This window comes from Kitasatospora sp. NPDC006697 (genome assembly GCF_042869935.1).
Lineage (GTDB): Bacteria > Actinomycetota > Actinomycetes > Streptomycetales > Streptomycetaceae > Kitasatospora.
In genome coordinates this window covers 58641-71726 of the sequence record NZ_JBIAGU010000028.1, presented here as the reverse complement: position 1 = coordinate 71726, position 13086 = coordinate 58641, and the positions used below count along the sequence as shown (strand labels likewise).

The following is a 13086-nucleotide window of genomic DNA, read 5'->3' as shown; positions in this document are numbered from 1 at the left end:
GCTCAGAGCTCCACGCGGCGGCGCCGGACCACCACGTAGAGGTCGACGGCGGCGAAGACGGTCAGTGCGAACATCACGATCGCGAAGCCGACCAGGGTGCCCCGGGAGGGCACGCTGGTCGGCCCGGCCAGGGCGGCGAAGACCGCGAAGGCGGCGGTGGCCAGCGCGAAGAGCGGGGTGAAGAGCACCGAGAGCAGGAACCGCAGCTTGAGGTCGCTGCGCGCGAACCGGGGCTCCGTCCCGCTGCGCCAGCGCCGTGGGGTGGTCGCGTACCGCATGCCGGCACCTCCCGAACGTAGCTGCCAAGTCGGTACCCGGACACTTCCAGCCTAATCCGGCGGTACCCTCGTGAGCCGGAGCTCGAAGAGCGGAGGAGCGGCGTGAGCATCGCGGTGTGCACCATCTGCACCGGCACCGGCCGGCTGGCCGGGTTGCAGTGCCGGACCTGCAAGGGCACCGGCACCACCGAGCGGGACGGCGGCGGCAACTGCTTCCTGTGCACCGGCACCGGCATCTACACCCGCTACCGGGTCTCCGCGGACGGCAGCAAGCAGGCCTACCGGGAGGAGCCCTGCCGGACCTGTGACGGTACCGGAACGATCTCGGCGGGCCATCCGGTCGACATCTGAGCGTCCTTCAGGCCGTACTTTCTGATGTACGGTCAAGACGCTACGGTGGACGTACTCTTCGTATCCGATGCGAGGTCGTCCATGGTCGGCACTGACACGTACACCCGGTACTGCGAGTCCTGCGGTACGCCGGTCACCGAAGGACCGGAGGGCGGGTACGTGTGCGGGGCGTGTTTCCACGTGGTGGAGCCCCGCGGGGCCGACGAGGCCCGCAAGCGGCGCCGGATGGAGCGGGCCGCCATGGTCGCCGCGGCGGCCCGCCTGCGGGAGCTGCGCCAGTACTGAGGACCGCTACGGCTTCCGGGCCACCACGGCGTAGCCCGGCGCCCAGGTCGCGGCCTCCTCGGCCGACTCGGCCCGCCAGGCGGCGGCCGGCACCAGGCCGGGCTCCAGCGGCTCCAGGCCGGTCAGGAAGCGCTCCAGCTGCGCCCGGGAGCGCGGGGTCACCTGGGCGGTGGCCTTGCGGTAGACGTCAGTGCCCGCCGCCACGTCGGCCGGCGGGTCGAAGTCGCCGGTGCCGTGCGAGAGGATCAGGTGGCTGCCGGAGGGCAGCGCGTCCAGCAGGGTGGCGACCAGGCGGTACGGGTCCTGGTCCTCGTCGACGAAGTGCAGCACGGCGACCAGCAGCAGGGCCACCGGCCGGTCGAAGTCCAGCGCCTCGCGGACCTGCGGGTCGGCCAGGATCTTCTCCGGCTCGCGCAGGTCGGCCTGGAGCACGGTGGTGCGGCCGTGGCCGGGGCCGGCCATCAGGGCCCGGGCGTGCGCCAGCACGATCGGGTCGTTGTCCACGTAGACCACCCGGGCGGCCGGGTTGACCTGCTGGGCCACCTCGTGGGTGTTGCCCTCGCTGGGTATGCCGGTGCCGATGTCCAGGAACTGGTCGATGCCCAGCTCGGAGACCAGCCGGACGGCCCGCTGCAGGAAGACCCGGTTGCACCGGGCGGCCGCCTGGATGCCGGGGGAGAGCGCGATCAGCCGCTCGGCGGCGGCCCGGTCGGCCGGGAAGTTGTCCTTGCCGCCCAGCAGGGCGTTGTAGATCCGGGCCGGGTGCGGGATCTCCGGGCGCAGATCGCTGGCGGGGGGCGGCTCCTCGGCCCAGTCCCGCGCCATCCAACCGTTGTTCTCGGCCATCTCCGGCTCCCGCCTCGTCCAGGTGAACTGGCAGCAGCATAGACAGTGGGCGATCGGTTGTCCGACGGTCAGTCAGATCCGGAACGGCAATCGTGACTGTGAATTTCCCCGCAGTTTGAAGAAGTTGCTGGGAGTACGATCGAAAATGCGGGTGACTGACACGATCCTGGCCACCGGTCCGGAGGGGTGACCAGGATCGCTACGCCGTACCGACTAGTCGAGCGGACCGCCCGCGACGTAAATCACCTGGCCGCTGACGAATCCGGCACCCTCGCTGGCGAGGAAGGAGACCGTGTGGGCGATGTCCTCCGGCAGGCCGACCCGCTGGACTGGGATCTGCGAGGCCGCGGCCTGCTTGAAGGCCTCGAACTCCATGCCGACCCGGGCGGCGGTGGCCGCCGTCATGTCGGTGGCGATGAAACCGGGCGCCACCGCGTTGGCGGTCACGCCGAACTTGCCGAGCTCGATCGCCAGGGTCTTGGTGAAGCCCTGCAGGCCGGCCTTGGCGGCCGAGTAGTTGGCCTGGCCGCGGTTGCCCTGGGCGGAGGACGAGGAGAGGTTGACGACCCGGCCGAACCCGGCGTCCACCATGTGCTTCTGCACCGCGCGGGTCATCAGGAATGCGCCCCGAAGGTGCACGTTCATGACGGTGTCCCAGTCCGCGGCGGACATCTTGAACAGCAGGTTGTCGCGCAGCACGCCGGCGTTGTTGACCAGCACCACGGGCGCGCCCAGTTCGGCCGCGATCCGGGTGACGGCCGCCTCCACCTGGGCCTCGTCCGAGACATCGGCACCCACCGCGAGGGCCTTTCCGCCGGCCGCCGCGATCCGCTCGGCGGTCTCCTTGCCGGCCTCCTCGGTCAGGTCCACCACCGCGACGGCGTAGCCGTCGGCGGCCAGCCGCAGGGCGGTCGCGGCGCCGATTCCGCGGGCGGCACCGGTGACGACGGCGACCCGCTGGGAACTGGTCTGCTCGGTCATATGGACTACTCGTCTCTACTCGATTCGGGGTGGAGTTACCCTACCGGCGAGTAGTGACGCGGAGAAGGGTGCCACGAATCCGGCAGGTCAACTCCTCGGCGCGGGACGAAATACCACAACTGGGCCGAACATCCGTCTACTATCAGCCCCTGCCTGCCGCATTGCGGGCTCCGTTTGTATAGTGTGCGCCAGCAGCCGTCGGCTGCACGGCGGAGCTCCCCTCGATCCGGGTCGCATCACTGCGGTTGGTGCCGATCCGCTTGGGGGAGGCCAGCGCGCCGCTACTGCCCCGCCCGGGTGTCCCACAGCACGCCGGGTGTGACATCAGGACGGATTCATGGTGCTGGGGGAGATCCCGACGACCCGCGTGCCCGGACGACTGCAGCAGTCACCCGGTCACCTCATCCGCGTGGCCCAGCAGGTTCACACCCGGCTGTGGTCCGAACACGTGGGAGCCGAATTGACGGCTCCTCAGTTCGCAGTCCTGCTTGCCCTCGCACTCGAACCGGGCGCCGACCAGCGCACGGTCGGTGAGCGGGCCTCGCTGGACAAGGCGACCATGGCCGAGATGGTCGCTCGGCTGGTACGGCGTGGCCTGGTGCTGCGCCGACGCGATCCGGCGGACGGCCGGCGCAAACTGCTCGCACTCTCGCAGAACGGCGCTCAGGCGGTCCGCGAGGCCACCGGCGGCGTGGTGCGCGTGCAGCGCACCCTGTTCGAGCCGCTGTCGGCGGAGGAACAGCTCGAACTGGTCAGGGTGCTGGCCAAGATAGCCCGGCTGGAACCGGCCGCGGTGGCGTCGTTGACGGACACCCGGCCGCTGCTGGACGCGCAGCGCGCGGTCGGCTACCTGATCCGGGTCGGCCAGCAGGTCCACACCAAGCTCTGGTCGGAGTGCGTCGGCTCCGAGTTGACGGCACCTCAGTTCGCGGTGCTGGACGCTCTGGAGACCGAGCCGGGCGCCGACCAGCGCACGGTCGGCGAGCTGGCCTCGCTGGACAAGGCGACGATGGCCGAAATGGTCTCCCGCCTGGTCCGCCGCGGCCTGGTGCTGCGTCGGCGCGACCCCTCGGACGGGCGCCGCAACCTGCTCTCGCTCTCGCCCACCGGTCAGGAGCTGCTGCACAGCGCCGCCGCCGGGGTGGCACGGGTGGAGCTGCAGCTGCTCGAGCCGCTGGACGAGGCCGAACGTCAGCGGGTGCTGGTGCTGCTGGGCAAGGCCGCGCGGCTGACGCCGGTGGCGTAACGATTCGTCAGCTTTTCACGGGCCGACACACGTATGGGCGCCCCTTTCCAGGGGCGCCCATACGATTTTTCACTGGCCGGGGAACAGTCTTAACCGTTCAGTAGCGGGTCAGTTCCAGTCGAAGGTCGTCGGGTCCGGGCCGATCCGCTTGCCGGTGGCCACCGAGGCGATCTCGGCCAGGTCGGCGGCGTCCAGCTCGAAGCCGGTGACCTCCAGGTTCTCCCGGATCCGGGAGGGGGTGACGGACTTCGGGATCGCGATCCCGCCGTTCTGCAGGTGCCAGCGGAGCACCACCTGGGCGACCGTGCGGCCGTGCTTGGCGGCGATCTTCGCCAGCGCCGGCTCGGACAGCAGGTCGCCGCCCTGGCCCAGCGGGCTCCAGGCCTCGGTGGCGATGCCGTGCTCGGCGTGGAAGGCGCGCAGCTCGTTCTGCGGGAAGTACGGGTGCAGCTCCACCTGGTTCAGCGCCGGGACCACCGAGGAGGTCTCCAGCAGGTGGGTCAGCTCGGCCTGGCCGAAGTTGGAGACGCCGATCGCCTTGGTCCGGCCGCTGGCCAGCAGCTCCTCGAGGGCCGACCAGACGTTGGCGTAGCTGCCGTGCATCGGGCGCGGCCAGTGGATCAGGTACAGGTCGAGGTAGTCGGTGCCGAGCTTGGCCAGCGAGGCGTCGAACTCGCGCAGCACGGCCTCCCGGCCGGCCGGGCCGGACCAGTCGCGGGTGCCGCTGTTCCACAGCTTGGTGGTGAGGAAGAGCTCCTCGCGGGGGACGCCGGCCTGCTTGATGCCGAGGCCGGTGCCGGTCTCGTTCTCGTAGATCGCGGCGGTGTCGATGCTGCGGTACCCGGTCTCGATCGCGGTGCGGACGGCGGCGCTCGCCTCCTGGTCCGGGACCTGCCAGACGCCGAAGCCGAGCTGGGGGATGACCACGCCGTTGTTGAGGGTGATGCCGGGGATGGTGCTCACGGGGAGGTGGTGCCCTTCGTCGATCGTGCGGTGCTTCCGGACGGTGAACCGCCGGGTCGCCGCAGGTGTTCCCGAAGGGGCACGATCCGTTCCCGCGAGCGAGCCGGGCCACCCGTTGGGGGGACCTGCCGTCCTCCGATCGAGGGAGCCCGGTGCGGCTGGCGGCGGCTGACGGGCGCTCGGCGCGCAGACTTCCGGTGTGACCAAAAACCCGGGCAGTTCGTTCCACCCCAAGAAGAAGAGCGAGATCGCGGGCATCCCCACCAATGTGGTGGTCGGCGTGGTCGCGGCCGCCCTGGCGCTCTGGTTCCTGCTCGCCAATCTGGAGCGGGTGAGGATCCAGTTCTGGGTGTTCACGGTGACCGCGCCGCTCTGGATCGCGCTGGCCGCCACGCTGCTGATCGGCGCGGTGCTGGGATGGGTGATGAAGGGGCGACGGGGTAGTCGCTAGGCGTCCAGGCCGACGACAGGGGAGGGAGGGCCGGTGAGCAGCACCGCGCCGTTCACCCCGCTGATCGAACTCAGCGGGGTCAACAAGCACTTCGGCGAGCTGCACGTGCTCCGCGAGATCGACCTGACGGTCGGTCGGGGCGAGGTGGTGGTGGTGATCGGGCCGTCCGGTTCCGGCAAGTCCACGCTCTGCCGGGCCATCAACCGGCTGGAGGCGATCGAGAGCGGCACCATCACCATCGACGGGCAGCCGCTGCCGGCCGAGGGCAAGGGGCTGGCGCGGCTGCGGGCCGAGGTCGGCATGGTCTTCCAGTCCTTCAACCTGTTCGCGCACAAGACCGTGCTGCAGAACGTGACGCTGGCCCAGCTCAAGGTCCGCAAGCGCGGCCGCGACGAGGCCGAGGCCAAGGGCCGGGCGCTGCTGGAGCGGGTCGGCCTGCTGGCGCACGCCGACAAGTACCCCGCCCAGCTCTCCGGCGGCCAGCAGCAGCGGGTGGCGATCGCCCGGGCGCTCGCCATGGACCCCAAGGCGCTGCTCTTCGACGAGCCCACCTCCGCGCTCGACCCGGAGATGATCAACGAGGTGCTGGACGTGATGCGGTCGCTGGCCGCCGACGGCATGACCATGGTGGTGGTCACCCACGAGATGGGCTTCGCCCGGGCCTCCGCCAACCGGGTCGTCTTCATGGCCGACGGCTCGATCGTCGAGGACCGGGAGCCCGGGGAGTTCTTCGCCCGCCCGGAGAGCGAGCGGGCCAGGGACTTCCTCTCCAAGATCCTCAAGCACTGAGGGGCCGCCGTGCGTCGCGTACTCCTGCTGGTGCTGCTGGTGCTGCTGCTCGCCGCCTGCGGCAAGCCCGGCACCCCGCCCACCAAGGGCCCCAAGCCCGGCTCGCTGCCCAGCTACCAGGTCGACACCGCCGCCGCGGATGCCGGCTCGCCCACCCTGGCGGCCGCCCGCAGCCGCGGCCACCTGGTGGTCGGGGCCAAGGAGGACCAGCCGTACCTGGGCGAGAAGGACCCCGCCAGCGGGGTCTACTCCGGCTTCGACATCGAGATCGCCAGGATGGTCGCCGCCGACCTCGGCTTCCGCGCCGACCAGGTGCAGTTCAAGACCATCGCCTCGGCCAACCGGGAGACCTCGCTGCAGAACGGCCAGGTCGACTACTACGTCGGCACCTACACCATCAACGACAACCGCAAGAAGCTGGTCGGCTTCGCCGGCCCGTACTTCATCGCGGGGCAGGGGCTGCTGGTCCGCAAGCGCGAGACCGGCATCAACGGCCCGCAGGACCTGGCCGGCAAGACCGTCTGCTCGGCCGCCGGCTCCACCCCCTACCAGCGGATCCAGCAGCAGTACCCGAAGGCCAAGCTGGTCGGCTACGACACCTACTCGGCCTGCGTGGACAACCTGATCACCGGTCAGGTGGACGCCGTCACCACCGACAACGCGATCCTCCAGGGCTACGCGGCCAAGGTGCCGGACGAGCTGAAGACCGTCGGGCAGCCGTTCTCCAGCGAGCCCTACGGCATCGGCACGCCCAAGGGCGACACCGCGCTGCGCAACCTGCTGGACGACGCGCTGGAGCGTCACGAGGCGAACGGGGACTGGAAGAAGGCCTACGACGCCACCCTCGGGCGCTCCGGCGTGCCGGCCCCGGCCCCGCCCCAGATCCAGCGGTACTGAGGAGGCGCGGATCATGCACGTCCTGACCGCCAACTGGTCCACCTACTGGCACGGCTTCGTCGGCACCGTGGAGCTGACCGCGGTGAGCTCGGCGCTGGCGCTCGCCCTCGGGGTGCTGATCGCCGGGTTCCGGGTCTCGCCGGTGCCCGCGCTGCGCGCCTTCGGCACGGTCTGGGTGACCCTGCTGCGCAACACCCCGCTCACCCTGCTCTTCTTCATCGTGGTGCTCGGGCTGCCCCGGTTCGGCATCTCGCTGCCGTTCTTCACCTTCGCGGTGCTGGCGCTCGGCTGCTACACCTCGTCCTTCATCTGCGAGGCGCTGCGCTCCGGGATCAACACCGTGCCGGTCGGGCAGGGCGAGGCGGCCCGCAGCCTGGGCATGACCTTCGGCCAGACGCTCGGCACGGTGGTCCTGCCGCAGGCCGCCCGGGCGGTGGTCGCGCCGGTCGGCAGCCTGCTGATCGCGCTGGCCAAGAACTCGGCGATCGCCGGCTCGTTCAGCGTGGTCGAACTGCTCGGCACCTACCGGACGATCAACGAGCTGGGCTACGACATCGTCTGGACCTTCGTCTGGATCGCGGTCGGCTACCTGGTCGTCACGCTGGCCATCAGCGCCGTCTTCAACCTGCTGGAACGACGACTGGCGGTGTCCCGATGAGCTCGATCACCGAGGCCAGCGCGCTCTACGACGTGCCCGGGCCGAAGGCCCGCGGGCGGCACCGGCTGTACGGGCTGCTGGCGCTGCTCGGGATCGCCGGGCTGCTCAGCTGGCTCGGCTACGAGCTGGTCAGCACCGGGCAGTTCAGCGCCGCCAAGTGGAGCCCGTTCCAGTACACCGGCATCCAGAAGCTGCTCTGGCACGGGCTGCTGAACACCCTCAAGGCCTTCGGGCTCACGGTGTTGTTCGCGCTGCCCTTCGGGGCGCTCTTCGCGGCCGGGCGGCTCTCCGAGCACCGGGCGGTGCGCTGGGTCAGCACGCTGGTGGTGGAGTTCTTCCGGGCGATGCCGCTGCTGGTGATGATCTTCTTCATCTTCGTGGCGATGAAGGTGCAGCCGCTCTGGGCGCTGGTCGCCGGGCTCACCCTCTACAACGGCTCGGTGCTGGCCGAGGTGTTCCGGGCCGGGGTGCTGGCCGTGCCGCGCGGGCAGCGGGAGGCGGCCTACGCGCTCGGCATGCGCAAGACCCAGGTGATGGCGTACGTGCTGGTGCCGCAGGCCAACCGGGCGATGCTGCCGAGCATCATCAGCCAGCTGGTGGTGGCGCTCAAGGACACCTCGCTGGGGTTCCTGATCACCTACGAGGAGTTCCTGCACGCCGGGAAGCTGATCGCCACCAACCTGGACTACGACCTGCCGTTCATCCCCGTGGTGATGGTGATCGCGCCGATCTACATCGGGCTCTGCCTGCTGCTCTCCTGGGTGGCGAAGGTGGTGGAGGGGCGGAGCCGGCGCAGTCCGCGGACCAGGCCCGCGGCGCAGGCGGTGGCGGAGGCCCTGCCGCCGGGGGTGCGGGACACCGGAGAGTGATCATCGGTGCTTTGGGTGGATCTGCAGTACCCAAATTCTGCTTATGATTCCCTCCATGCTCGACTCCCGGCACATCCGGACCTTCCACGAGGTGGTGAGCACCGGCTCCTACACCGCGGCCGCCCGCTCGCTCGGCTACACCCAGCCGGCCGTCACCCAGCAGATCCGGGCCCTGGAGCGGGAGGCCGGGGTGCCGCTCTTCACCCGGGACGGCCGCCGGATGCGGCTCACCGAGGCCGGCGAGACGCTGGCCCGGCACGCCGAGGTGATCCTCGGCAACCTCGGCGCGGCGAAGCAGCAGCTCCAGGCGCTGGCCCGGCTGCGGGCCGGCCGGGTGCGGGTCTGCGCCTTCCCCAGCGCCAACGCCACGCTGATCCCCGAGGCGATGGCCGGACTGCTCGCCGAGCACCCGGAGATCCGGGTGGAGCTGCAGGAGGCCGAGCCGCCGGAGTCGGTCAACCGGCTGCTGGCCGGGGAGTGCGACATCGCGCTCTCGTTCAGCTACCCCGGGATGCTCGGCACCGAGCTGCCGCCCGAGCTGGTGGAGATCCGGCTGATGGAGGACCTGCTCACGGTGCTGCTGCCGGTCGGCCACCCGCTGGCCCGGCGGCACGCGGTGCGGCTGGCCGAGCTGGCCCAGGCCCGGTGGATCGCCGGCTGCCCGCGCTGCCGGGCCACCTTCCTGCACGTCTGCGCCGACCAGGGGTTCGAGCCGGACATCGTGGTCACCACCGACGACAACCTGGCGCTGCAGAGCCTGGTGGCCGCCGGGGTCGGGCTGGCCGTGGCGCCCTCGCTGGTGCTCTCCTTCCTGAGCCACCGTCAGGTCACCGGGCGGGCGCTGGAACCGCACGTGCGCCGGCAGGTCAGCGCCCTGGTGCTGCGCGACCACCTGGCGCTGCCGGCCACCGCGCTGGTGCTGGACGGGCTGCGCCGGGCGGGGGCGGCCCGGGTCGGCTGCTGAGCGCCGTCGGCATCCATAAGCCGGCGTAGGGGGTCGCCAAGGAACGCTCCTTGGACGGTGGTACCGCGCGCGGGGTTTGCTGCCGCCATGACTGCCACCGCCACAGTCCGGCCCGACAGCGCGCACCTCACCCCCGCCGCGCTCGCCCTGATCAGCGACCTGCGGGCCGTGGTGGCCCGCGGCCTGGCGCCCGAGCTGACCGCCTACCTGGTCGGCGAGCGGCTGCGCGACCAGCTCGGCGAACCCGGGCTGCTCACCGCCGCGCAGCAGCAGGGCGACCCCGAGCACTACCGCCAGCACGTGCTGCACGCCGAGCCGGACGGCAGCTTCTCGCTGGTCGCCCTGGTCTGGCTGCCCGGCCAGCGGACGGCCATACACGACCACGTCTCCTGGTGCGTGGCCGGCGTCCACCAGGGCCGGGAGACCGAGCGGCGCTACCGGCTGGTCCCCGAGGGCACCGGCGCCGTGCTGGCGGCCACCGAGGAGGTGGTCAACGAGACCGGCGCGGTCAGCGCCTTCGCCCCGCCCGGCGACATCCACCGGGTCGGCAACAGCGGCTCCGGGACGGCGATCTCGCTGCACGTCTACGGCGCCGACGTGGTGCGGCTGGGCAGCAGCGTGCGCCGCGTCTACCCGGCCCCGGCCGGAGAGTGCGACTGATGGCGATCAGCTCCGGCCACACCCCGCTCTCCGCCGCACTGCCCGGACTGCGCCGGATCCGGCCGCCCGCCGCCGTGCCCGGGCTGCTGCTCGCCGCGCTCGGCGTGGTCGCCGCGATCCTGGTGCACCGGGCGGTGCCGGCCGTGCCGATGCTCACCGCCTCGGTGGTGCTGGGCATCCTCAGCGCCCAGCTGCCCGGCACCCGGCGGCTGGTGCAGGGCAGTGCGCGGACCGGGCTCGGCATCGCCGCCAAGCGGCTGATGCGGGTCGGCGTGGTGCTGCTCGGCCTCAAGCTCAGCCTCTCCGACGTCGCCGGGCTCGGCTGGGAGACGGTGGCGCTGGTGCTCGGCGTGGTCGCCGCCACCTTCGCCGGCACCTGGTGGCTCGGCCGCCGGCTCGGCCTGCCCGGCGACCAGCCGCTGCTGGTCGCCACCGGCTACTCGATCTGCGGGGCCTCCGCGATCGGGGCGGTCAGCCAGGTGATGGGCAGTGAGGAGGAGGACGTGGCCGGCTCGGTGGCGCTGGTCACGCTCTGCGGCACGCTGGCCATCGGGGTGCTGCCGCTGCTGCACGCGCCGCTCGGGCTGGACTCGGTGGGCTTCGGGCGCTGGGTCGGCGCCAGCGTGCACGACGTGGGGCAGGTGGTCGCCACCGCACAGACCGCCGGACCGACCGCGCTGCGGCAGGCAGTGCTGGTGAAGCTGATGCGGGTGGCGCTGCTGGCGCCGCTGGTGGCCGGGCTCGTGGTCGCGGCGCGGCGCGGGGTGCTGGCCCGGCGGGCCGCCGGCGGCGCGGCGCGGGCCGGGAAGAAGCCGCCGGTGGTGCCGCTGTTCGTGGCCGGGTTCCTGGCGATGATCGTGCTGCGCAGCACCGGCCTGCTCGCCGCGGGGACGCTGGACGCGGCCTCGCGGGTGCAGGAGCTGGTGCTGGCGGCGGCGCTGTTCGGGCTCGGCGCGGCCGTCAACCTGCGCACGCTGGCCCGCACCGGGGGGCGGATGGCGGCGCTGGGGCTGGCCTCCTGGGTGGTGGTGGCGGGGGTGTCGTACGCCGGGGTGCTGTTGACGGTGGGCTGACGGGGCGCCGGGCCGGTCAGGAGAACGGGTCCGGCTTCGGCGCCACGGTGGTGCCGAAGGGGTCGCTGACCGGGGCCGGCGAGGCGGTCGGGGGCGCGGCGGTCGGGGCCGCGCTCGGGACCTGGGGGGCGAACGGGTCGAAGTCGTCCGGGGGGACGGCGACGGCGGTGCCCTTGGACCCGGCCGGCGCGGCGGGGGCTTCGGGGACCTGGGGGGCGAAGGGGTCGAAGTCGTCCGGCGGGACGAGGACGGGCGTGCCCTTGGGCTTGCCGTCGGGGGTGCCGGCCGGGGTGGTCGGAGGCGCCACGGGCGGTGCCACCGGGGACGCCGTCGGCGGTGCGGGCGGCGGGGGCGTGCTGGCGACGGCGCGGGGCGGCTCGGCGGGCTGACCGGCCATCACCGTGCCGAAGGGGTCCAGCGGGGCGGGCTTCGGCTCGGGGGCGGGCTCAGGCGCGGGCGCGGGCGTCGGCCGGGGTTCGGGCTGTGCCGCCGGCCGCGGTTCGGGGGCCGGGGCGGGCACGGTCGGGGGCATCGACGGCGGGGGCGGTACCACCGGCACCACCGGCACGGCCGGAGGAACGGGGGGCGCCGGCGGCACCGGTGCGCTCAGCGGGGCCACCGTCGTGTCGGTCACGTCCACCGGCACCGTGGCCCGGGCGTCCACGCCGTCCCAGCCCAGCTCCACGCTGCGCAGCAGCTGCGCGAAGAGCTCCGCGTACCGCTCCCAGTCCTCGCCGTGCGCCGTGCCCAGCTGCACGCTGAGCAGTGACGCACCGTCGGGCAGCGGCATGAACGCCTGCACCACCGAGGAGACCACCCAGCGCCGGGAGCCGTCCTCCGCCAGCGCGGCCGGCACCGCACCGGTGCGGCCCTGCACCAGCACCACGGCGGGCCCGGACGGCAGGATCACCGTCCACACCTCCGCCTGCGGCCGGGCGGTGGCCAGCTCGGCCGCCAGCTCGGCGATCGGCGTGCGGTTCGGCTGCACGGCGACTACCAGGGAGGCGTTGCTCGGCCGCCCGTCGATCTCCACCGCCGCCAGCCCCGCGTACCGGACCCCGGCCTCCGCCGCGTCGTCGGCCAGCAGCGCCGTCAGCACCGCCCAGTCGCGCCGCACCGCCGGGCCGTCGGCCGCGAACAGCTCCTCGGCCACCTCGGCCAGCTGCGCCGCCAAGGCCTCGTCGGACCCGCGCACCGTCAGTGCGTGGAAGGCCGGCGGGACCAGCAGCCGCACCTCCACCCCGGTGCCGGTCGGCAGCTCGGCGGGCCCCAGGGTGTGCCGCCCGCCGGCCAGCTCGGCCAGCGGCGCGGCGAAGGGCGGGCGCAGCCGGGCGGCCGAGGGCTCGGCGCTGACCGGCAGCTGGAACCCGGCGGCGGTCGGCGCCCCGGCCAGCCCGCGCACCGGGCCCTCGCCGAAGCGCGCCAGCAGGCGGGCGGCGGTCCCGGCCGTTCCGGCACTGCCGGGGGCCGGGCGGCCACCGGTGCAGGAGACCAGGGTCCCGGTGCGGGGCAGTGCGAGCCGCCCGGGGCCGGACTGGGTCAGCCAGGTCGCGAACAGCGCCTCGCCCGGCACCCCCGCCTGCAGCGCACTCCCGGGCTGCCGGGTGGCGCGCTGGCCGAGCAGTGCGTCCGCGAAGGAGTCGATGGTGGCGGAGATCAGCTCGGCGGGTGTCCCGGCAGCGATCGCCGCCGCCCCCACCGGGCTCCCCGCCCCGCCGCCGTAGCCGTCCTGCGTCATGCTCCGCAGCCCCCGATCGCGCTTGTTCCGCTGCTTC

16 protein-coding genes are annotated in these 13086 nt (G+C 72.8%); 11 read left to right on the top strand and 5 right to left on the bottom strand.

The genetic code is table 11. The annotated features are described in order from the left end of the window. Positions 1–2: 2 nt before the first annotated feature. Positions 3–278 carry a DUF6343 family protein gene (locus ACFYNO_RS30735; RefSeq protein ID WP_388019904.1) on the bottom strand — a complete coding sequence of 92 codons (276 nt, stop codon included), beginning with the start codon at positions 276–278 and terminating at the stop codon, positions 3–5. Between the two features lie 102 nt (positions 279–380). On the opposite strand from ACFYNO_RS30735, the gene ACFYNO_RS30730 reads away from it, so the two are divergent. Both ACFYNO_RS30730 and ACFYNO_RS30725 read left to right on the top strand, forming a co-directional pair. Beyond that, on the top strand, positions 381–629 hold the full coding sequence (locus tag ACFYNO_RS30730; protein ID WP_388019901.1) for a hypothetical protein: 249 nt from the start codon (positions 381–383) through the stop codon (positions 627–629). An 81-nt stretch (positions 630–710) separates the two neighbouring features. Further along, positions 711–914: a hypothetical protein gene (locus ACFYNO_RS30725; RefSeq protein ID WP_388019898.1), complete on the top strand. Its 204-nt coding sequence runs from the start codon at positions 711–713 to the stop codon at positions 912–914. Between the two features lie 6 nt (positions 915–920). Here ACFYNO_RS30725 and ACFYNO_RS30720 read toward each other — a convergent pair whose 3' ends face one another. Together ACFYNO_RS30720 and fabG are read right to left on the bottom strand one after the other, a co-directional pair. After that, positions 921–1760 (bottom strand): SAM-dependent methyltransferase, encoded by an 840-nt coding sequence (locus tag ACFYNO_RS30720; protein WP_388019895.1) that lies wholly within the window; start codon positions 1758–1760, stop codon positions 921–923. A 213-nt stretch (positions 1761–1973) separates the two neighbouring features. Further along, on the bottom strand, positions 1974–2741 hold the full coding sequence (fabG, locus tag ACFYNO_RS30715) for a 3-oxoacyl-ACP reductase FabG (RefSeq protein ID WP_388019892.1): 768 nt from the start codon (positions 2739–2741) through the stop codon (positions 1974–1976). Positions 2742–3201: 460 nt separating this feature from the next. On the opposite strand from fabG, the gene ACFYNO_RS30710 reads away from it, so the two are divergent. After that, positions 3202–3987, top strand: coding sequence for a MarR family winged helix-turn-helix transcriptional regulator (locus ACFYNO_RS30710; protein WP_388019889.1), 786 nt, complete (start codon positions 3202–3204; stop codon positions 3985–3987). 108 nt (positions 3988–4095) lie between these two features. On the opposite strand, the gene ACFYNO_RS30705 is transcribed toward ACFYNO_RS30710, so the two are convergent. Then, positions 4096–4950, bottom strand: coding sequence for an aldo/keto reductase (locus ACFYNO_RS30705; protein ID WP_388019886.1), 855 nt, complete (start codon positions 4948–4950; stop codon positions 4096–4098). A gap of 199 nt (positions 4951–5149) precedes the next feature. Between ACFYNO_RS30705 and ACFYNO_RS30700 the strand changes: the two genes are divergently transcribed. The 8 genes from ACFYNO_RS30700 to ACFYNO_RS30665 all read left to right on the top strand — a co-directional run bounded on the left by ACFYNO_RS30700 (position 5150) and on the right by ACFYNO_RS30665 (position 11311). Further along, positions 5150–5401: a LapA family protein gene (locus tag ACFYNO_RS30700; protein WP_388019883.1), complete on the top strand. Its 252-nt coding sequence runs from the start codon at positions 5150–5152 to the stop codon at positions 5399–5401. A gap of 60 nt (positions 5402–5461) precedes the next feature. Then, positions 5462–6190, top strand: coding sequence for an amino acid ABC transporter ATP-binding protein (locus ACFYNO_RS30695; protein ID WP_388020030.1), 729 nt, complete (start codon positions 5462–5464; stop codon positions 6188–6190). Positions 6191–6199: 9 nt separating this feature from the next. Then, positions 6200–7087, top strand: coding sequence for a glutamate ABC transporter substrate-binding protein (locus ACFYNO_RS30690; RefSeq protein WP_388019880.1), 888 nt, complete (start codon positions 6200–6202; stop codon positions 7085–7087). Between the two features lie 13 nt (positions 7088–7100). After that, positions 7101–7745, top strand: a complete 645-nt coding sequence (locus ACFYNO_RS30685; RefSeq protein ID WP_388019877.1) for an amino acid ABC transporter permease — start codon at positions 7101–7103, stop codon at positions 7743–7745. 5 nt (positions 7746–7750) lie between these two features. Next, positions 7751–8614 carry an amino acid ABC transporter permease gene (locus ACFYNO_RS30680; RefSeq protein WP_388020027.1) on the top strand — a complete coding sequence of 288 codons (864 nt, stop codon included), beginning with the start codon at positions 7751–7753 and terminating at the stop codon, positions 8612–8614. A gap of 55 nt (positions 8615–8669) precedes the next feature. Next, complete coding sequence (locus tag ACFYNO_RS30675) at positions 8670–9578, top strand: LysR family transcriptional regulator (protein WP_388019874.1); 909 nt, start codon at positions 8670–8672, stop codon at positions 9576–9578. 87 nt (positions 9579–9665) lie between these two features. Beyond that, positions 9666–10238 carry a cysteine dioxygenase gene (locus ACFYNO_RS30670; protein WP_388019871.1) on the top strand — a complete coding sequence of 191 codons (573 nt, stop codon included), beginning with the start codon at positions 9666–9668 and terminating at the stop codon, positions 10236–10238. Then, positions 10238–11311 (top strand): YeiH family protein, encoded by a 1074-nt coding sequence (locus ACFYNO_RS30665; protein WP_388019868.1) that lies wholly within the window; start codon positions 10238–10240, stop codon positions 11309–11311. Before ACFYNO_RS30670 ends, ACFYNO_RS30665 begins: the two co-directional genes overlap by 1 nt. Before the next feature lie 16 nt (positions 11312–11327). On the opposite strand, the gene ACFYNO_RS30660 is transcribed toward ACFYNO_RS30665, so the two are convergent. Further along, positions 11328–13049, bottom strand: coding sequence for a hypothetical protein (locus tag ACFYNO_RS30660; RefSeq protein WP_388019865.1), 1722 nt, complete (start codon positions 13047–13049; stop codon positions 11328–11330). Between the last annotated feature and the right edge of the window lie 37 nt (positions 13050–13086).